The following is an 18107-nucleotide window of genomic DNA, read 5'->3' as shown; positions in this document are numbered from 1 at the left end:
CCCGCGAGGCATTCGATGCAATATCCGGTTTCCCGTGGCTACTCGACCAGCCAGATCACCCTGCACTGGGTGATCGTGGCGCTGGTTTTCTTCCAGCTCGTCTTCGGCGATGCGATGTCGCACAGCCTGCGCGCGATCGGGCGCGGCGAGGCCGTGGACCCCAGCGTCGCCACGCAGGCGACACTGCATATCTGGGTCGGCTTCGCCATCCTCGCCGCCGTCGCCATCCGCATCGTGCTGCGGTTGACCAAGGGCGCCCCGCCGCTTCCCGACGGTTCGGCGATCGTCGCCCTGCTGGCGCGGCTGACCCACGCCGCCTTCTATTTCCTTCTTGTCGCCATGCCGGTGACCGGCATCCTCGCCTACTGGTTCGTCCCGTCGCTCGGCGACCTGCACGAGCTCGGCAAGCCCGTCTTCATCGTGCTGATCGTCCTGCATGTGGTGGCGGCGCTGTGGCACCAGTTCTGGCTGCGCGACGGCCTGCTGATGCGGATGCTCAAGCCGGGCGCCTGAACTCCCGCCTGCCGTCCCCCCTCCCCGGAATTGACGGACGCCATCGCCCTGCGAAAGCGGGCGAGTGCAGCATAACGGCAACAGCATCCCGCTAAGTAATATGTATAGTGGACTTAGTAGATCGCGTCTCTCAACACTACATGAGAAGCCCCCCATGAAGCTCCTTCGCATCCTTTCCGCCGCCACGATCCTCGCTTCGGGCGTTGCCGCCGCCCAGGCAGCCGACCTGACCTATGAGCCCGCGCCGGTCGTTCCGGCCGCCGCGCCCGTCGGCAACTGGACCGGCTTCTATGTCGGCGGCAGCATCGGCTACGCCTGGGGCAAGACCGACCAGAAGGACGGCGATGACGGCCTGATCACCGAGAACCCGGGCGACGTCAAGCCGGACGGTTTCATCGCCGGCCTGCAGCTTGGCGGCGACTACCAGTTCCCGAGCAACGTCGTGATCGGCGCCCTGGTGGACATCTACTATTCGGACGCCAAGGACACGTTCAACTACCTCGACGAGTACACGACCGAATCGAAGATCCGCTATTTCGGCACCGGCCGCGTCCGCGCCGGCTACGCGATCGACAAGTTCCTGCCCTATCTGACGGGCGGCTTCGCCTGGGCCAACAACGAGATCAACGACAGCGTGTACGGTTCGAACAGCCAGACTCATTTCGGCTGGACGGCCGGCGTCGGCGTCGAATACGCCTTCACGCAGAACTGGACCCTCAAGGCCGAGTATCTCTACACGGACTTCGGCTCCAAGACGTATACCTTCCCGGACGATAACGGCTCGTACGACGTCGGCCTGAAGTCGCAGACCGCGACGTTCGGCGTGAACTACCGCTTCTGATCCACATCGGATCGCGCATTCCAAAGGCCCTCGCCGAGACGCTCGGCGGGGGCTTTTTTTCTTTCGCGCCGGCGTATCCCACCCGGCGGAGGCGGCGCGCCAGTGGACGGACGCAAGACTCCGGATTGACTCTCACGTCGATGAGAACAAAATAGGAACGAAGCCCCAGGGAGTTCCAGCGTCATGGCACAGGCCGTTCATCCGATCGATCCCGCGCAAAGCGCGCTCGACCATCGCGTCGACAATCTGATGGCCGCGCATCAGGGCGACGCGCGCGCCGTCATCGAGACGCTGCTGATGGCGATCGACGCACGCACGGCCAGGATCTCCTTCGGCTTCGTGCGCGGGCGACTGTCCGAGGTCGACCCGGACGACGCCTGAGATCCGGCCCGCGCGAGAATTCCCGAGGGAACGGGAACGACGCCCCGGCCGAAACGTTGTCGATCCGGTGGTGGGCAGGGTCGCAACGTGGAGGGCCGGCAAATGGCAGCACCGACGGAACTGAAGGACAGCCTGCAGAGGATTTCAGCGCTGATGGGTCTGCTTCGATCCGATCTGCTCGAACTGTCCGAGGCCCGCGACGTCGCCAGCCGCACGCCGGTGGTCGACCACATCCACTGGATCGCCGATCAGTTGGACGAACTCGGCGACGGGCTCTCCGACGATGGCCGCAGGCGCACGCCCGCCAGACCGCAGCGGATGGCGCGCGCCTCCCAGCGTTCCAGCGCCGCCAAACCCTCCGCGCGCGGCTCATCCCGCCATGTCGGCGCGAGCCATGCCGCATCAGGTCACGCCACATCGGGCCATGCGACGCCGAGCCACGCCAAGTCAGGCCATGAAAAGTCCGGCCCCGCAAAGTCGGGCAACGCAGCATCCAGCCGCACTTCGCTCTCCACGCGCCGTCCAGCCCGCCCCGACAGCGCCGCCCGCCCCGCGCCGCGCCGTCCGGCGGAATCGCACGAGGCCAGTCCGCCTCGCGACGAGGCAGGCGCTTCGCCCGCCGCAGACACACCGCCGCAGAAGGCGAACCCGCCGGAAGCAGCCGTGACGCCGCCCCCGCCCGACGTGCCGAGCCTGCCCGGCGGCGACGACAAGCTGCACTGATCGCGACGGAGCGGCGACGATCCGCCATCCGCCCGCACGATCGCCAGGTCACACGATCAAGCCGCGCGATCGCCGATTGGAACCGATCGGCAAATCCCCCTGCCGCAAACCTGTCGCCGAGCCATCCCATCATGACGGCGTTGCTGATGTCCGAACTGATGATCTGCGAGGTGCTGACTGCGCTCGAGCAGCACGAGCCGGTCGACCTGCGCGCCTCGGCCTGCCGCTGCATGGCGCGACTGCCGGCGCATGACGAAACGGAAGAGCAGATCTGCGACCACCTTCGACGCCTCGCCATGGAATATGGCGCAGCTATCGTGATCGCGACGGGCTGAGACAGCTGGTCTATGGAACAGGCGCCTCGCCTATGGCAGCGTCAAGGGCGCGGAAGAGCTAGCAGTACCATGAGTACGGTTTCTGGTGGGGCGGCCCGGGCGACCGCGCGTTCGACAGGAGCGGCGGCCTGAGCGGCTCGTCCAGCGATGTCCGCTGGGGCTGGACATTCGGCGCAGGCGCCGAATACGCCCTGACCGACCATCTGAGCCTCAAGGGATCTCTATGTCGATCTCGGCAGCAAGGACTACACAGCCTTCAGCGCCGAGGATAGCGCCGCGTTTGTCTCCTGGAGCGACTCGGCCAAGTTCCACGCCGTCCGGGTCGGCCTGAACTGCAAGTTCTGATCCGGAAACCGGCCGGCTCCCATCGCCCAACCGGCGAATGCAGACACACTCGGCGATGGCCTTGATCACAGCGGGATAAAGCGGGTACAAAGTGTCCAGCTTTTCGCGGAGTCGGCGTTCCAGTTGTACGCCATCGCGAAAAGACAAGTGATTTAAGTCACTTAAGAAGCGGGTGTAGTTCAGAGGTAGAACGTCAGCTTCCCAAGCTGAATGTCGTGGGTTCAATTCCCATCGCCCGCTCCAAGCCTTCCAACAACAGCGATTCCCTGTGCCGCGCCGCCATCCCTCTCCAGTCGGGGATCCTTGGCGCGCGGCTGTCGTGACGATAGGCTCGACGGATCCGATCAGAGGTGGAGATCGAAATGACCGGCATCGAAAAGGCTATCCGGATTGCCGTCGAGGCCCATGCCGGCCAGACCGACAAGAACGGCGAGCCCTACATTCTCCACGTCCTGCGCGTGATGCATGCCGCCGTTGGAGACGACGTCAAGATAGCTGCGGTCCTGCATGACGTGATCGAGGATACCGAATGGTCGGCGGAGCGCCTCCTCGCCGAGGGGTTCGAGCCGAGAATCGTCGATGCGGTCCTGTCCGTGACGAAGCGTGACGGCGAGAGCTACCAGGATTTCGTGCTTCGGGCGAAGGCGAACCCGATCGGGCGCATCGTCAAGATGGCGGATCTCGCGGACAATTCGGACCCGGCCCGCCTGTCGCGACTGCCGGCGGAGAAACGGGAGCGCCTCGAACGGAAATATGCGGGCGCGCTCGCGCAACTGGCAGAATAGCGCGATCCCTGCCGTGAAGGATGCAGCCGCTAGGGAGCCGGGTCGGCGGCGATGACGCTGCGGATCTCGCCTTCGACGATATCGATGATGAGTTGGATCGCCGCGACGGCGGCTTCCACATCGGCGGCCAGGATCGCGTCGGCGAGCGTGCGGTGCGGTGCGGCGGGAAAGAAGCGAGTCCGAATCCGTCGCGGCCGAAGGGCGTTTCCGCCGAACGCTCCAGAGCGTGGTCGAGATGGAGCAGGATCTGGCCGAACATCGGGTTGCCGGAGGCTTCGTAGATGGCGCCGTGGAAGGCATGATCCGACTTGCGCCAGGGGCGCCCGCCATTGACGTCAGCGAGCACGACGTCGCAGAGGCGAGAGACTTCCCGGCGCTGCGCCGGGTTCGCGTTCAGCGTCGCCTTGCGCACCACCTCGCCCTCGAGCGCGCGCCGCGCCGGCGGCGGATGATGCCGAGCCCCTCCCAGCGGTTCAACGCCTCGCGGATCGTCGTCCGCCCGACGCCGAGCCCGGCGCGTCGAGTACGGCGACGCCGCGCGTCTTCGTGTCGATGCGTTCGAGATATTCGGCCGCGTCGCGGCGGTCCGGTTCGATCGGGCTCTTGTCGGTCGTTGTCACGCTTGGCCGCGTTTCCTGAGCGGCTGCTCGCGCGCCAGCAGTTCGCCAAGCGCCGTCACGAGCAGGTCCATCTGTTCGCGCGTGTTATAGCCCTGACAGGACAGCCGCGCGATATGATGGCCTTGCCATTCGAACACCGGGATTTCAATCCCGTAGTCGCGCAGCAGCGCATCGTGCACGGCGATCGGGTCGCAGGCCGGGATCGGCATCGCCACCATCTGCGGCGCCGAGAATTCCGGGCTGGAGAGCGCGTCGAGGCCGAACAGGTCGCGGACCCGCGCCGCGGTCTCCTGCGCCAGGCGGCTGCATTCCGCCGCCACCTGCCACCAGTCATGCGCGCGGCGGAAGGCGAGCGCCGCCGGCACGGCCAGCCAGGGCGAGGGATCGCGGGTTCCCTGCATCTCGATCTCGTCGACGAAGGCCGAAGCGCCGAAGGGACCGCGCACCCCCGGTTCCTTGTTGTCGGCCGTCCAGCCATGGCTGACGACGAGCGGATCGATCATCGCCTGCCATTCCGGCCGCACATGGACGAAGGCGGCGCCCTTCGGCGCCATCATCCATTTGTGGCAATTGCCGGAATAGACGTCGGCGCCGAGCGCGTCGAGATCGAGCGGAACATGCCCCGGGGCATGGGCGCCGTCGATGACGCTCCAGATGCCGCGCTGGCGCGCCTCGGCGATCAGCCTCTCGATCGGAAAGAGCAGCGCCGTCGCCGAGGTGACGTGGCTCAGGAACAGCACGCGCGTGCGCGGCGTGACGGCCGAAAGGATCGCGTCGTGGAAGGCCTCGGCCGAGGTCAGCGGCAGCGGCACCTCGGCGACGACGATCTTCGCGCCGGTGCGCCGGGCGACGAAGGCGAGCGTCTTTTCGAGCGCGCTGTATTCGTGGTTCGTCGTCAGGATCTCGTCGCCGGGCTTCAACGGCAGCGATTGCAGCGCGACGTTGAGGCCGGTGGTAGCGTTCGAAACCTGCGCGATGTTGTCGGCGGATGTGCCGAACTCGGCCGCCAGCGCCTCGCGCGCGACGCGAAGATTGGGAGCGAGGCCGCGGCGCGAATCGAGAAACTCGACCGGCTGGCGCTCCAGCTTCAGCTGCCAGCGCTGATAGTCCTCGAATACCGGACGCGGGCAGGCGCCGAACGATCCGTGGTTCAGGAACACGACCTCGGGATCGAGGAGGAAGTGCTGCGAGAGATTGGTGGTCACTTCAGCGCCCTTTCAGGGTCGGATCGAGAGCATCGCGCGGGCCGTCGCCGAGCAGCGACGCGGCGAGGATGGTGACGGCCAGCGCCGGCACCGGGAATACCGCCATGTGCCAGTAGAAATACATGAAATTCATGCCGACATTGATCATCTGGCCCCAGCTCGGGGTCGGAGGCTGCACGCCGATGCCGAGAAAGCTCAGCGACGCCTCGAGCATCATGGCGAGCGGGATCGCGAGCACGAAGCCGACGATGACCGGCGAGACCGAATTCGGGATCAGGTGGCGCCAGACGATGTGCCAGGGCGAGGCGGCCTGCCCAGTCCGAGCCGGCGTCGCCGGAGTTCACCAGCTTGTCATAGTCGGCGCGTAGTGATGACGGCCGCCCGGCTTGAACAGGTCGTAGAAGTTGGACGGGTCGAGATCGTCATGATCGTAGGGCGCGAGGAACAGGCCGTTCGTGCGGTCCTTCAGGGCCGACGCCCAGTCCTTGGTCGGCATGGACTTTATCGCCATGAGAGCGCCGATCGAGACCGACGTCGAGCGGGCCGGCCGGCAGGGGAAGCGAAGCTTAGGCGGCCGGCGCCGTGCAGATGCGTGGGTCGGCCAGATCGTTGCGGACGCCGTCGGGCGCGCCGGCCCGGTCGCGCGCCACCATCATAACCTTCATCTTGCCGAACGGCCAGGTGCAGACGACCGCCTCCGACGTCGGCATCGGAGGGCTGCCCCTCCACGCGGAAACGACGAACCACGCGACCGGCTGGTCGGAAGCCTTGCGCCAGAGCGCGTCGATCGACTCGCCGGGGGAGATCGCACGAAAGGCGACGGTGTCTGCCTTGTCGACGTAGTGGCCCAGTTCCCTCCGGAAAACGTCGACATCCGTGTGGACCACGCCCTGGCGGAAGCCGGCGTCATGCAGGAAGCGCGCAACCGGCCGCCAGTCATATTTGCGCGGAGCGGCGAGCGTATCGAGGCCCTGCAGGACAAGGCCGGCGCCGAAAAGCGCGAGCCAGGGCAAGGCGAACCACCGCGCCCGACCGTTTGCCAGCAGGGCGCCGACGCCGAACGCCGCCAGCATCACGGCAGCCGGCATCATGCCGATCAGATACCGGCCCGTGACCGCCGTAAACGCGGCGACACCCATGAACGCGACAAAGGTTCCGATCGCGACAATGGCCAGATAGCGATGAACGAGTGACCGCCGGTTGGCGATCAGTCCGATCGCCATCAGCGCGAACAGGCTCCACATCAGCGCGGCGTTGAAGGAGGGCGGCCAGTAGCGATCCAGGTCCTCCGGCACCCTGAAGCCATAGGTGCCCTGGAGGACCCCCTTGATCCGGACCGACAAGGAGGTGGCGGCCTGCCACTTCATCAAACCCTCCGGCCGGCCCGCCTGGAACAGGACCGACGGATACAGCGACATGAGCGCCAGGGCCGCGATCAGCCAGGTAGTCGCCATGTGCCGGAGCCAGATGCGCCGCTCCGGAGCCCCCTTGCGGACCCCGCCACACGCCAGCACGGCGAGATGCTGCATCGCCACGATCACGGCGCCGGCCGGAATGGCAAGGATCGAACCCAGGGCTCCCAGGGTCGCCAGCCGGGCATTGCCCGGGGCCGAGCCCTCGCGGCGCAGCAGGCCGATCTGCCCCTGCATCGCCAGGGCGACGCAGAGAAGCTGCAGCGCATAGGGTCGCGCCTCCTGGCCATAGATGATCAGGATCGGCAGGGTTGCGTAGAGGCTGGCCGCGGCGATGGCGGAGACGGTCCCGCCGATGCGGTTCGCCATCACGGCGACGAGCCCGCCCGCCGCGCCGTCGAGAAGCGCGGAGGGCAGCCGGAGCATGAACTCCGAGCCGCCGGACAGGCCAAATCCCTTGAGGACGGCGAAATAGGTCGGGAGATGGCCCTGTGACAGCCGCTCCCACGCCATGCCGCTCCATGACTTGGCGATGGCGTCGGCGGTCATGACCTCGTCGTACCAGAACGCCAGGTCGCCGAGGGCCGGAAGCCGGAACAGCAGGCAGACGGCGAACGCGGCCAGAAACAGACCAACATCCGAGCGAACGGCGCGAGCCCCAGTGTCGGCGGACCCGGTATATGCAGAATCGGCCATGAGCCTCCCCTTCTCCGACGGGATTTGGCCCCGGGAACTGGAACAATTCAACTCTGCCGGATACAAACCAGAGCGTGTACCGGCAAATAAGGCGTACCGTAGCGTCTTCGCTCGCTTCGCGGGCTGCCGGAACCGGATCGCGGGTGCGACATTGATCCCATGACGGGGCAGAGATTCCTGCCGCAGAGAGGGTTCGCTGTAGCCCCTTGGATTGTCTCATCTTCTTGGAAGATAGGACTTTTCGAGCGCAATCCGCGGACGTGACTCTTGCCTGGCGCCCGCGCGAACTCTCGTGGCGCGCCAAGCCATTCGGGAAGGTGGAAGATATGGTGTTGAGACGAATCAGTTCAGCCGCAATGGCGCTCGTTTTCGCGGCGTCGGCATTGCCGGTCCAGGCGGCGCCGCTGATGCGCGTCGATCCGGGTGCCAGCACGGCATCCAATGTCATCGAGATCCAGGGTCGCCCCTGCCCGCCGCAGGGCTGCCGCCCGGGCGACCGGCCCGGCCGTCCCGGCCATGGTGGTCCGAATCATGGCGGCCCGAACCGGCCCGGCCCTGGCGGTCCCGGCTGGGGTGGCCCCGGCCCCGGACATGGCGGACCGAACTGGAACCGTCCGCCCAACCGCCCCGGCTACTGGAACGGACACCACGGCTATCGCGACCCGCGCCCGGGCTATCGCCGCGGCAGTGACGGCTGGTGGTATCCGCTGGCGGCCTTCGGCGTCGGCGCGCTGATCGGCGGCGCCATCGCCAACCAGCCGCGCGAAGTCGCGCCGCCGAGCCTGTCGCGCGATCACCTGCGCTGGTGCGAGGACCGCTACCGCTCCTATCGCGCCTCGGACAACACGTTCCAGCCGAACGAAGGTCCGCGCCGGGCCTGCGTATCGCCCTACTACTGATCGCAACGCGATCCCGAAGACGGAAAGCCCGCCATATGGCGGGCTTTCTTTTCTGGCTAGGCCTTCTCGCAGAGGCCGCTGTGCAACGCTTCGCCGGCAAACAATTGCGCCATCGCCCGATCCGAACGGTCAAGATGGCGGATGAGCAAAGCCACGGCCATTTCCGGGTCGCGGGCCGACAGCGCGTCGAGGATACCCTGGTGCTCGACCAGCGTATCGTCGGCACGGCCCATTTCCGGCAGCGCCATGAAACGGGTACGGTCGATCTGCGCCTTGGCGGCGTCGATCATCCGCCACAGGCGCGGAAAGCCGCTCAGCTGGCAGATGGTGGCATGAAAGCGGTCGTCGAGCTCGATCAGCTCCTCGAAATTGCCGGCCTCGGCCGCGCGCCGCTGCTGGCGCATCAGCAGCTCGAGCTCATCGAGGCTGGACTGGGTGACATGCGCCGCGGCGTGGCGGATGCCCTCGACCTCCAGCGCGCGACGGATCAGCCGCCCCTCCTCCCAGCGTAGCCGGTCGACCGGCGAGACATAGGTGCCCGCCTGCGGGCGGATCACCACCAGCCCGTCCGAGGCAAGCTGGCGGAACGCTTCGCGGAGCGGCGAGCGCGAAATGTCGAAGCGCCGCGTCACCAGCGCCTCCGGGATGGGGTCGCCCGGCCGCAACCGCCAATGCGCGATGGCGCGGCGCAACAGGCCATAGACCTGCTCGCCGATCGGACGCGAGCGATCGATGACGGCGTCGGCCGGGAACGGGTCGTCCCGTTGCGGAAGCTCGGCGCCGCCCGGAGTTTTTCGCTTCGTCATCGCGATCGCCATTGACACCCCCAAACTAGGATCCTAGCATCTCACATCAATAAGACACGCTGAACAACAGCGAATGATCAAGATGATCAAAAATAATAAAAACAATCTTCCGGGTTGGAAATCGAACGCCAAGGTAACGAAGCCACCAGCACGATAAGACCGAAGCGCCGGCAAGGCAATTCGATAGGGGTATAATTTCGACCCTTATCGATAAACCTTCCCAGTTCGCGATACAGCTCTGCCTGTCTGCCAAATCGCTTATTGCCTCCGAAGATGATCGATCTCGGCGGCATGATCTCGCACGCTCTTATTTTCGCACTCACCGATCTCGCACGTACTGACATGGAGGAAAAATGTCAGAGGGCTTTTCCGGACTCGGGATGAATCTCGGGAACCTTTCGCGGCTGTCCAAGGCCAAGACCCGTTCGATCAGCCCGGAGAACTTCACCGGCGAGAAGGGCAAGGGCGGCATGGCGGTCGAGGGCACCGGCGCCAGTTGCGCCCGCGGCCTCGGCAAGGATGGCAGCGGCCTCGGCTGGAAGGTGTCGCCGTCGATCCGGATGGAAGCCGGCGAAACCCGCGTGATCGCCGACATCGAAGGCCCCGGCGCGATCCAGCAGATCTGGTTGACGCCGGCCAATGTGCGCTGGCGCGACCTGATCCTGCGCATCTACTGGGACGGCCAGGAACATCCCTCCGTCGAAAGCCCGCTCGGCGATTTCTTCTGCGCCGGCTGGAACCAGTATGCGCAGGTTTCCTCGCTCGCCGTCTGCGTCAATCCCGGCCGAGCCTTCAACTGCTACTGGGAAATGCCGTTCCGCAAGCATTGCCGGATCACGCTGGAGAACCGCGATCCCGATGAACATGCGATCGTCTACTACCAGATCAACTACACGCTGACCGAGGTTCCGGCCGACGCCGCCTATTTCCACGCCCAGTTCCGCCGCACTAACCCGCTGCCGTTCAAGGAGGACTATGTCATCCTCGACGGCGTCAAGGGCCAGGGCCAGTATGTCGGCACCTACATGGCCTGGGGCGTCAACAACGCCGGCTGGTGGGGTGAAGGCGAGATCAAGTTCTTCATGGATGGCGACAAGGAATACCCAACCATCTGCGGCACCGGCACGGAAGACTATTTCTGCGGCGCCTACAATTTCGACGGCGGCGTCGTCGATCCGACCATGACGAGCGAATACCGCGAGTTCAGCACCGCCTATGCCGGCCTGCCGCAGGTCCTGCGCCCGGACGGCACCTATCGTTCGCAGACGCGCTTCGGCATGTATCGCTGGCACATCATGGATCCGATCCGCTTCGACAGCGACCTGAAGGTGACGATCCAGGCGCTCGGCTGGCGCACGGAGAAGAAGGACCGGCGCTACCTGCCGCTGCAGGACGACATCGCCTCGGTCGCCTTCTGGTACCAGACGCTTCCCGCGGCGCCGTTCCCGCCGCTGCCCGACCGCGACTATCTCGAGATCATCTGAGACGCAGCCGCGCTCCCGGTTCTCGCGAACCGCATCCAGCAAGTCTTTCCGAGGCGCCACACTCCGGAAAGACACAGGCCGCCCGGTCCGATGCTTGCCGACCGCCGGCGACCTCCTGAGCCCGATGCAACAGGACGGGACACCGCCCATGAGACTTCTCGGCCAGATCGCAACCCGACTGATCTCCTACATACTGGTGATCGCCTTCGGCTTGACCGTGGTCTTCTTCGTTCCCCGCTTCGCGCCCAACGACCCGGTCGAGGCCATGCTCGCCAAGGTCAGCTCGCAGGGAACCTACATGGACGCCGCCCAGGCGGACGCGCTGCGCGCCTCGCTCACCGACGCCTTCGGGCTGCAGGGCTCGCTGCTTACCCAGTACTGGAACTTCGTCAAGCGCATCGTCATGACCGGCGATTTCGGTCCGTCGCTGGCGATGTATCCGACGCCTGTGAGCCAGTTGATCGCGCAGGCGCTGCCCTGGACCTTCGGGCTGCTGCTCTCCTCGACGCTGATCGCCTGGGTGCTCGGCAATTTCGTCGGGCTGATCGCCGGCTGGCGGCCCAACCGCGCCTCGTCGCGGATCATGGAGGGGCTGGCGATCCTCGTCTATCCGATCCCCTACTACATCCTCGCCCTCGTCCTCTCGATCCTGTTCTCCTATATCTGGCCAATCTTTCCGCTGACCGCCTCGGTGCATGGCGCACCGTGGAGCTTCGCCTTCGTCAAGAGCGTGGTCTGGAACTCGATCCTGCCGGCGCTGTCGATCGTGCTGGTGGTGTTCGGCTGGTGGGTGATCAGCGTCAAGGCGCAGACGACGCAGCTCGCCGAGGAAGAATTCGTCCGCTATGCCCGACTGAAGGGCCTTGGCGACGGCCGCATCCTGACGCGCTACGTCCTGCCCAATGCGATCCTGCCGCAAATCACCTTCCTCGCTTTGCAGATCGGCCTGATGTTCAACGGCTCGATCGTCACCGAGATCCTGTTCGAATATCCGGGCCTCGGCCACCTGATCTACATGGCCGTGATCCAGGGCGACTATAACCTTCTGATGGGCACGATCAGCCTGTCGATCATCGCGGTCGCCACCGCCACCATGATCATCGACCTGATCTACCCGCTCCTCGATCCACGCATCCGGGCGAGGTGATCATGCGCGCCTTCAAGCTTCCCAAAATCGGCTCGTTCCGCCTCGGCCTCGGCCTGGCGCTGCTGGCGATCTTCGTCGTCCTCGGCCTGATCCTGCCCTGGTTCGCGCCGACCAACCCGCTCACCTGGTACAAGGCGCCGCGCAACCAGGGCGCCAGCCTGCACCATCTGCTCGGCACCACCAATCTCGGCCAGGACATCTTCTGGCTGCTGACCTGGGCGCTGCATAACTCGCTGATCCTCGGCCTCACCGTCGCGTTCTTCTCGACGCTGATCGGCGTCTTCGCCGGCCTCGCCGCCGGCTATTCCGGCGGCTGGCTCGACCGGGTGCTGTCGTTCCTGATGGACGCGCTGCTCTGCATTCCGAGCCTGCCGATCCTGATCCTGCTCGCCGCCCTGTTCGGCGGCCAGCTGTCGCTGCCGATCGTCGGCGTCGCCCTGGTCCTGTTCAACTGGCCCTATCCCGGCCGCCAGGTCCGCGCCGTGGCGCTGACCATGCGCGAGCGCGAGTTCATCAACGTCGCCTGGTTCTCCGGCGAGAGCCGGCTGAAGATCCTCGGCCGCCACATCTTCCCCTATATCGCCGGCTGGTCGGCGGCGAATTTCATCAACACGGTGCTGGTCGGCATCGCCACCGAGACGAGCCTCGCCGTCATCGGCCTGTCGAGCGCCCAGCAGGCGACGATCGGCACGATGATCTACTGGGCGCTCAAGTATCAGGCGCTTCTGGCGCAGCGATATCTCTGGGTCGGCGCGCCAGTTCTCGCCATCGTGCTGATGTTCATCTCGCTGTTCCTGATCTCCTCGGGCCTGGCGATCCGTTCCGCAGCCCGGAGGATCGGCTGATGATCGAACTGAAGAATGTCCGCGCCGGCTACGGCACGCCCGACGCCTTCGTCGCCGCCGTCGACGACGTGACGCTGACGGTCCACGACAACGAGATCCTCGGCATCGCCGGCGAATCCGGCTGCGGCAAGTCCACCCTGATGCGGACGCTCTATGGCGACTTTTCCGGCGGGCTGAAGATGACGGCCGGCGAAGTCACCGGCCGCTTCACCGATCCCGACAGCGGCCGCACCCGCGAGAGCGATGCGGCGCGGTTCCAGGATCTCTGGTGGGACCAGATCTCCTACGTGCCGCAGGGCTCGATGAGCGTGCTGAACCCGATCATGAAGGTCGAGAAGCAGATCGTCGACGCGCTGCCGAAACGCGAGAAGCAGGGCAGCAAGGCGGAACTCCGCCAGCGCATCGTCGATTTCCTCGCTGGCTTCGGCCTGCCGGAAACCGTGCTCGACAGCTATCCGCACCAGCTTTCCGGCGGCATGCGCCAGCGCGTTCTGGTGGCGATCGCCGCCTTCGTCCGGCCGCGGCTGATCCTCGCCGACGAGCCGACAACGGCGCTCGACGTCGTCGTGCAGAAGCGCATCCTCCTGATGCTGGTCGAGATCCAGCGGCGGCTCAAGAACACGCTGGTCCTCGTCTCGCACGATCTCGGCGTGCACTACCAGATCACCGACCGCATCGCGATCGCCTATGCCGGCAAGATCGTCGAGGTCGGGCCGACGGCGGATGTGTTCGAGGCGCCGCTCCATCCCTATACCGAGGCGCTGATCGGCGCGCTGCCGCGCGTCGGCCAGAAAAGCGAGCGCGTCGGCCTCGATGGCCGGCCGCCCAGCCTCGCCGCGCCGCCGCAAGGCTGCCGCTTCGCCGCTCGCTGCCCGGAAGCGCAGGCGATCTGCCGCCAGAAGTCGCCGCCGCTCGTCGACAAGGCGCCCAACCATGCCTCCGCCTGCCATTTTCGCTGAGGGAACGCGCATGACCCGCACGCCCGCGCCGCACGACAAGCCGGTCCTGGAAATCAACGCGCTGCGCAAGCTCTATCGCGCCGGCAGCCTGTTCAGCGGCAAGCAGATCGCCGCCGTCGACGGCGTCTCGCTCACCCTCGATGCGAAGCCGCAGGTCTTTTCCATCGTCGGCGAATCCGGCTCCGGCAAGACGACGCTCGCTCGCATGATCCTGCGCCTCGTCGAGCCGACCAGCGGTTCGATCCGTCTCGGCGGCCGGCCGCTGACCGGGAAGGACAGTGACCGGATCAACGATTTCGAGTTCCGCCGTCTCGTCCAGCCGATCTTCCAGAACCCGTTCGAGGCGTTCAGCGCCTACCTGCCGCTCGACAGCTACCTGATCAATACGGCGAAGAACCTGAAGGTCGCCGAGAAGACGACCGACGGCGCCGATGTCGTCGAAACGGCGCTGCGCTCCGTCGGCCTCTCCTTCGACCGGGTGCGCGGCAAATATATCCGCCAGTTTTCCGGCGGCGAATTGCAGCGCATCTCGATCGCCCGCGCACTGATCCCGAGCCCGCGCCTGATCGTCGCCGACGAGCCGGTCTCAATGGTCGACGCGTCTCTACGGATGAACATCATCAATCTCTTCAAGATGATCAAGGAAGAGACGGGCGTGTCCTTCGTCTACATCACCCACGATCTTTCGACGGCTTACTATCTGTCCGACAGCGTGGTCATCATGAACAGGGGCCGCGTCGTCGATGCCGGCGCGCCGCAGGAGATCCTCGCCGATCCGCGCGAGGCCTATACGCGCGAGCTGATGGGGGCGATCCCCCGCCTTGGCGAGCGCTGGCCGGAAATCGAGAAGATCAAGGCGGAGGCGAGCGGCCGCGAGGCCGAGCCGCTGCGCGCAAGAGCCTGAGGGAGCACTACCGACGCCGGATCCGAAAGGCCGCGAAGAGGCCGCCTCGCTCTGAGACAGAAGCCTCGCCTCGACGATCCGACGTCCGACTGCCGGACTACACCACGCAATCGAGGAGGAAACGCATGACCGAGATTTCCAGGCCCCCACGCCGCCGCGGCATCGCCGTGCTCGGCGCCGCGCTGTTCATGACGAGCACCATGCTGACGGCGGCGCCCGCCTTCAGCCAGGAGACGACCGATGTCGGCACGCCGCGCGATCAGACCCTGATCGTCGACATGCTGAACGCCCGCGTCGCCAACCCCGGAACGATGAACCCCTACCAGCAGGGCGTCACCATCAACCAGGGCATGCACCAGATGGCGTCGGCCCTGATGTGGGACATCGACACCGCCTCGGGCAAGCAGATCCCCGACCTCGCCGCCACGATGCCGGAGCCGCTCAACGACAACTACACCAAGTTCCGCGTCAAGCTGCGCGAGGGTCTGACCTGGAGCGACGGCAAGCCGTTCACCGCCGACGACGTGGTGTTCACGGCCGACATGATCGCCAAGACGGACTCGATCGCCTACAGCGCCGCCTTCAAGGCCGCGATCAAGGGCTTCACCAAGGTCGACGACCACACGATCGAGATCGAGACGACCAAACCGACTCCGCGCCTGTCGCTCGTCCTCGGCTCGCTGATCTACGGCAACCCGTTCCATGTCGTGCCCAAGCACATATGGGAAAAGGAAGACCCGGCCACGTTCACCAACTTCCCGCCGGTGACGATCAGCGCCTACAAGTACAAGAGCTCGGATCCGAACGGATCGTGGTTTCTCTGGGAGAAGCGCGACGACTGGAAGAATTCGGATGTCGGCCAGATCGTCGGCGAGCCGAAGGCACAATATGTGCTGTTCCGCTCCTATGGCACCGAGGAAAAGCGCGTCCTCGCCATGGCGCAGAACCAGATGGACATCCTGACGGACATCTCGCCGGAAAGCCTCGATATCCTGCAGAAGCAGAACCCGAAGGTCCAGGCGTGGTTCAAGGGCTTCCCCTATGCCAACCTCGACGATCCCTGCGAGCGCGGCATCCACTTCAACACCTCGAAGCCGCCCTATGACAAGGCAGAGACGCGCTGGGCGCTGGCGCTGGCGATGAACCTGCAGCAGGCATCGATCGCCACCTTCTCCGGCATGCTGCGCGCCTCGCCGCTGGCCCTGCCCCCGACCAAGGTGCTGATGGACACCTATCACAAGCCGATGGTGCCCTGGCTGAAGGAGTTCGCGCTCGCCGACGGCTACAAGCCGTTCGATCCGGACTATGCCGTCAAGCTCGGCGAACAGCTGCGCTCGGAGGGCGTCGAGGCGATCCCGACCGATCCGGACCAGCTGCGCGACCTGCTCGGCGTCGGCTGGTGGAAGTTCGACCCGGAACAGGCGACCAAGATGCTGGAAGCCCAGGGTTTCAAGAAGGAAGGCGACAAGTGGCTGCTGCCGGACGGGAAGCCGTGGGTCATCAACATCCTGGCGCCGGCCGATTTCGAGGTGCAGTCGCAGCGCCTGGCCTTCGCCGCCGCCAATGAATGGGCCGCCTTCGGCATCGACGCCAAGGTGCAGCAGATGCAGGACGGCCCGTTCTTCACCGCCGAGAACACCGGCAACTACGAGGTCGGTTCCTATTGGGGCGCCTCGTGCGGCATCGTGCCGGACCCGTTCGTCCGCCTCGAAGGCTGGCACAAGGACTATGTCCGCCCGAACGGCACGGCGGCTTCCTCCAACCAGGGCCGCTATGTCGACGAGGTGCTCTCGGCCAAGATCGACACGCTGCGCTCGATCCCGGCCGACGATCCGCAGATCGTGCCGCTCGGCACCGAGATGCTGAAGGACCTGGTCAAGGGCCTGCCCTCGATCGAGATGTTCGGCACCTCGAAGTTCGTTCCGGTGAACGAGACCTACTGGAAGAACTACCCGAGCGCCGACAACTACTATGAAGGCCCGTGGTGGTGGTGGTCGAACTTCAAGTTCATCGCCGCCAAGATCGAGCCCAACAAGGGCTGATCGAAGCCTGAACTGAAACAGGATCCGGGAGGCGCGAGCCTTCCGGATTTTTTCGTCATCCAGGCAAGCCCCTCACCCAACCTTCTCCCGCAAGCGGGCGAGGGCTTTGGGCCGGCGCGACTTCAACGTCGGGACCAAGCTCGACAGCCCCCTCTCCCGCGCGGGACAGGGCTGGGGTGAGGGTCTACCCCCTCAGTTCCGCAGCACCACGCACGCCCCGCCCAGCCTTTGCAGCGCGTTGCAGATCTGGTTGGCCTTGGCGAGCGTGTCGGCCGGCAGGCGGACGCGATAGAAGGCGCGGCGGCCGCGGCCGGCGATGCGCGAGCCGAGGATCAGCGTCGGCTTGCCCTCGAGCAGCGAGGGATAGCGCGCCACCTGGCGATGATAGGAAGCGATGGCGATGCTCTTGGAGAAATTGCCGGAAAGCTGGACGCCGAACGGCGCGTAGGCGCCCTCGATCAGCGACGGCCGGTAGGCGCGGATCGCCGCCACCAGCGTCACGCAATCCCTGGCCTTCGGCTCGGCGCTGGCGGCGGCGGCCGCCTTCTTCCTGGCCGGATTCGGATCGTCGTTTCGCGCCTCGATCGGTCGCGGGTCGGACGGTCGCGGCTCCGGCGCGCCGGGCTCGGCCTTGCCGTCGGGCTTCGGCGATCCCGGCGCATCGAGCGTCTCGATCTCGCCGCCCTTCCAGTCCTGCACGCTGCGGCCGGTGATGAAGGCGACATAGTCCTCCGTCTCCATCGGCAGGTAGCCGCCGCGCTCGATCCAGCGCGCCAGCCGGGTCGGCCCGGCATTGTATGCTGCAGCTGCGAGACCGAGGTTTCCAAACCGTTCCTTCAGACTTCTCAAATACTTGGCCGAGGCGGGAATCGCCAGTTCCGGATCGAACGGGTCGTCCAGCCCCTGTTCCTCCGCCGTGCCCGGCATGAACTGCGCAATGCCCTGCGCGCCGGCGCCGCTCGTCACATGCGGGCGAAAGCTCGACTCGCGCCAGATCAGCCTCGTGAAGAAATCGCGCGGCAGTCCCTCGGCGTCGGCCGCCGTCTCGATCAGCCGGCAGAGCGTCTGTACCGTCGTCTCCTCCGCCGCCCGCGCCGCGAAGGGGAGCAGCATCGCGCCGACAAGAAGCAGCGCGGCGAGGCCGGAAGGGCGAAGCAACATCAGG

At 65.9% G+C, this 18107-nt stretch carries 19 protein-coding genes, 1 tRNA gene and 2 pseudogenes; 14 read left to right on the top strand and 8 right to left on the bottom strand.

What is annotated here, in order from left to right:
* Positions 1-15 precede the first annotated feature (15 nt).
* The 7 genes from OSH07_RS03965 (at position 16) to OSH07_RS03935 (ending at position 3923) form a co-directional block, all read left to right on the top strand.
* On the top strand, positions 16-513 hold the full coding sequence (locus tag OSH07_RS03965; protein WP_266337290.1) for a cytochrome b: 498 nt from the start codon (positions 16-18) through the stop codon (positions 511-513).
* Positions 514-667: 154 nt separating this feature from the next.
* Positions 668-1354 (top strand): outer membrane protein, encoded by a 687-nt coding sequence (locus OSH07_RS03960; RefSeq protein ID WP_266337289.1) that lies wholly within the window; start codon positions 668-670, stop codon positions 1352-1354.
* A gap of 183 nt (positions 1355-1537) precedes the next feature.
* A complete protein-coding gene (locus OSH07_RS03955; protein WP_266337288.1) occupies positions 1538-1735 on the top strand; it encodes a hypothetical protein in 198 nt (65 codons plus the stop codon).
* Positions 1736-1837: 102 nt separating this feature from the next.
* Positions 1838-2458 (top strand): hypothetical protein, encoded by a 621-nt coding sequence (locus tag OSH07_RS03950; RefSeq protein ID WP_266337287.1) that lies wholly within the window; start codon positions 1838-1840, stop codon positions 2456-2458.
* A gap of 131 nt (positions 2459-2589) precedes the next feature.
* Entirely contained in the window at positions 2590-2793 is a 204-nt protein-coding gene (locus OSH07_RS03945) for a hypothetical protein (protein ID WP_266337286.1), read from the top strand.
* A 513-nt stretch (positions 2794-3306) separates the two neighbouring features.
* Positions 3307-3381, top strand: a tRNA-Gly gene (locus tag OSH07_RS03940).
* A gap of 119 nt (positions 3382-3500) precedes the next feature.
* A complete protein-coding gene (locus OSH07_RS03935) occupies positions 3501-3923 on the top strand; it encodes an HD domain-containing protein (protein WP_266337285.1) in 423 nt (140 codons plus the stop codon).
* 169 nt (positions 3924-4092) lie between these two features.
* Here OSH07_RS03935 and OSH07_RS24500 read toward each other — a convergent pair.
* The 6 genes and pseudogenes from OSH07_RS24500 to OSH07_RS03910 form a co-directional block, all read right to left on the bottom strand.
* Positions 4093-4392: pseudogene (locus OSH07_RS24500) on the bottom strand (FadR/GntR family transcriptional regulator); the annotation flags it as partial.
* 4 nt (positions 4393-4396) lie between these two features.
* Entirely contained in the window at positions 4397-4543 is a 147-nt protein-coding gene (locus OSH07_RS03930) for a hypothetical protein (protein WP_266337284.1), read from the bottom strand.
* Positions 4540-5748, bottom strand: coding sequence for an aminotransferase class V-fold PLP-dependent enzyme (locus OSH07_RS03925; RefSeq protein ID WP_266337283.1), 1209 nt, complete (start codon positions 5746-5748; stop codon positions 4540-4542). The genes OSH07_RS03930 and OSH07_RS03925 overlap by 4 nt, the downstream gene beginning before the upstream one ends.
* Position 5749: 1 nt before the next feature.
* Positions 5750-6046 (bottom strand): annotated as a pseudogene (locus tag OSH07_RS03920) (ABC transporter permease); the annotation flags it as partial.
* Between the two features lie 42 nt (positions 6047-6088).
* The gene (locus tag OSH07_RS03915) at positions 6089-6259 is read right to left on the bottom strand and encodes a hypothetical protein (protein ID WP_266337282.1); all 171 of its coding nucleotides are present in this window, start codon (positions 6257-6259) and stop codon (positions 6089-6091) included.
* Positions 6260-6314: 55 nt separating this feature from the next.
* The gene (locus OSH07_RS03910) at positions 6315-7922 is read right to left on the bottom strand and encodes a hypothetical protein (RefSeq protein ID WP_266337281.1); all 1608 of its coding nucleotides are present in this window, start codon (positions 7920-7922) and stop codon (positions 6315-6317) included.
* Positions 7923-8212: 290 nt separating this feature from the next.
* Between OSH07_RS03910 and OSH07_RS03905 the strand changes: the two genes are divergently transcribed.
* Positions 8213-8755 carry a BA14K family protein gene (locus OSH07_RS03905; protein WP_266337280.1) on the top strand — a complete coding sequence of 181 codons (543 nt, stop codon included), beginning with the start codon at positions 8213-8215 and terminating at the stop codon, positions 8753-8755.
* Between the two features lie 56 nt (positions 8756-8811).
* On the opposite strand, the gene OSH07_RS03900 is transcribed toward OSH07_RS03905, so the two are convergent.
* Positions 8812-9561: a GntR family transcriptional regulator gene (locus OSH07_RS03900; protein WP_266337279.1), complete on the bottom strand. Its 750-nt coding sequence runs from the start codon at positions 9559-9561 to the stop codon at positions 8812-8814.
* Between the two features lie 380 nt (positions 9562-9941).
* On the opposite strand from OSH07_RS03900, the gene OSH07_RS03895 reads away from it, so the two are divergent.
* From OSH07_RS03895 to OSH07_RS03870, 6 genes are all read left to right on the top strand, one after another.
* The gene (locus tag OSH07_RS03895) at positions 9942-11045 is read left to right on the top strand and encodes a glycoside hydrolase family 172 protein (RefSeq protein WP_266337278.1); all 1104 of its coding nucleotides are present in this window, start codon (positions 9942-9944) and stop codon (positions 11043-11045) included.
* Between the two features lie 148 nt (positions 11046-11193).
* Complete coding sequence (locus tag OSH07_RS03890) at positions 11194-12192, top strand: ABC transporter permease (RefSeq protein WP_266337277.1); 999 nt, start codon at positions 11194-11196, stop codon at positions 12190-12192.
* Between the two features lie 2 nt (positions 12193-12194).
* The gene (locus tag OSH07_RS03885; RefSeq protein ID WP_266337276.1) at positions 12195-13037 is read left to right on the top strand and encodes an ABC transporter permease; all 843 of its coding nucleotides are present in this window, start codon (positions 12195-12197) and stop codon (positions 13035-13037) included.
* Positions 13037-13996, top strand: a complete 960-nt coding sequence (locus OSH07_RS03880; RefSeq protein WP_266337275.1) for an ABC transporter ATP-binding protein — start codon at positions 13037-13039, stop codon at positions 13994-13996. Before OSH07_RS03885 ends, OSH07_RS03880 begins: the two co-directional genes overlap by 1 nt.
* A 10-nt stretch (positions 13997-14006) precedes the next feature.
* Positions 14007-14900, top strand: a complete 894-nt coding sequence (locus OSH07_RS03875; RefSeq protein ID WP_266337274.1) for an ABC transporter ATP-binding protein — start codon at positions 14007-14009, stop codon at positions 14898-14900.
* 125 nt (positions 14901-15025) lie between these two features.
* Positions 15026-16942: an ABC transporter substrate-binding protein gene (locus OSH07_RS03870; protein ID WP_266337273.1), complete on the top strand. Its 1917-nt coding sequence runs from the start codon at positions 15026-15028 to the stop codon at positions 16940-16942.
* A 192-nt stretch (positions 16943-17134) separates the two neighbouring features.
* Here the strand turns inward: OSH07_RS03870 and OSH07_RS03865 are convergent, their stop codons facing one another.
* Positions 17135-18103, bottom strand: coding sequence for a lytic transglycosylase domain-containing protein (locus tag OSH07_RS03865; protein ID WP_266337272.1), 969 nt, complete (start codon positions 18101-18103; stop codon positions 17135-17137).
* Positions 18104-18107: the final 4 nt, after the last annotated feature.

Source organism: Kaistia nematophila, from assembly GCF_026343855.1.
Lineage (GTDB): Bacteria > Pseudomonadota > Alphaproteobacteria > Rhizobiales > Kaistiaceae > Kaistia > Kaistia nematophila.
The sequence above is the reverse complement of the archived record's forward strand: the minus strand, read 5'-3'. Positions and strand labels throughout refer to the sequence as shown.

What these genes read in the sequence shown, in the direction of transcription:
- OSH07_RS03965 (WP_266337290.1), top strand. Translation starts at nt 16, where the DNA reads ATGCAATATCCGGTTTCCCGTGGCTACTCGACCAGCCAGATCACCCTG.
- OSH07_RS03960 (WP_266337289.1), top strand. Translation starts at nt 668, where the DNA reads ATGAAGCTCCTTCGCATCCTTTCCGCCGCCACGATCCTCGCTTCGGGC.
- OSH07_RS03955 (WP_266337288.1), top strand. Translation starts at nt 1,538, where the DNA reads ATGGCACAGGCCGTTCATCCGATCGATCCCGCGCAAAGCGCGCTCGAC.
- OSH07_RS03950 (WP_266337287.1), top strand. Translation starts at nt 1,838, where the DNA reads ATGGCAGCACCGACGGAACTGAAGGACAGCCTGCAGAGGATTTCAGCG.
- OSH07_RS03945 (WP_266337286.1), top strand. Translation starts at nt 2,590, where the DNA reads ATGACGGCGTTGCTGATGTCCGAACTGATGATCTGCGAGGTGCTGACT.
- OSH07_RS03935 (WP_266337285.1), top strand. Translation starts at nt 3,501, where the DNA reads ATGACCGGCATCGAAAAGGCTATCCGGATTGCCGTCGAGGCCCATGCC.
- OSH07_RS03915 (WP_266337282.1), bottom strand. Translation starts at nt 6,259, where the DNA reads ATGGCGATAAAGTCCATGCCGACCAAGGACTGGGCGTCGGCCCTGAAG.
- OSH07_RS03905 (WP_266337280.1), top strand. Translation starts at nt 8,213, where the DNA reads ATGGCGCTCGTTTTCGCGGCGTCGGCATTGCCGGTCCAGGCGGCGCCG.
- OSH07_RS03900 (WP_266337279.1), bottom strand. Translation starts at nt 9,561, where the DNA reads ATGACGAAGCGAAAAACTCCGGGCGGCGCCGAGCTTCCGCAACGGGAC.
- OSH07_RS03895 (WP_266337278.1), top strand. Translation starts at nt 9,942, where the DNA reads ATGAATCTCGGGAACCTTTCGCGGCTGTCCAAGGCCAAGACCCGTTCG.
- OSH07_RS03890 (WP_266337277.1), top strand. Translation starts at nt 11,194, where the DNA reads ATGAGACTTCTCGGCCAGATCGCAACCCGACTGATCTCCTACATACTG.
- OSH07_RS03885 (WP_266337276.1), top strand. Translation starts at nt 12,195, where the DNA reads ATGCGCGCCTTCAAGCTTCCCAAAATCGGCTCGTTCCGCCTCGGCCTC.
- OSH07_RS03880 (WP_266337275.1), top strand. Translation starts at nt 13,037, where the DNA reads ATGATCGAACTGAAGAATGTCCGCGCCGGCTACGGCACGCCCGACGCC.
- OSH07_RS03875 (WP_266337274.1), top strand. Translation starts at nt 14,007, where the DNA reads ATGACCCGCACGCCCGCGCCGCACGACAAGCCGGTCCTGGAAATCAAC.
- OSH07_RS03870 (WP_266337273.1), top strand. Translation starts at nt 15,026, where the DNA reads ATGACCGAGATTTCCAGGCCCCCACGCCGCCGCGGCATCGCCGTGCTC.
- OSH07_RS03865 (WP_266337272.1), bottom strand. Translation starts at nt 18,103, where the DNA reads ATGTTGCTTCGCCCTTCCGGCCTCGCCGCGCTGCTTCTTGTCGGCGCG.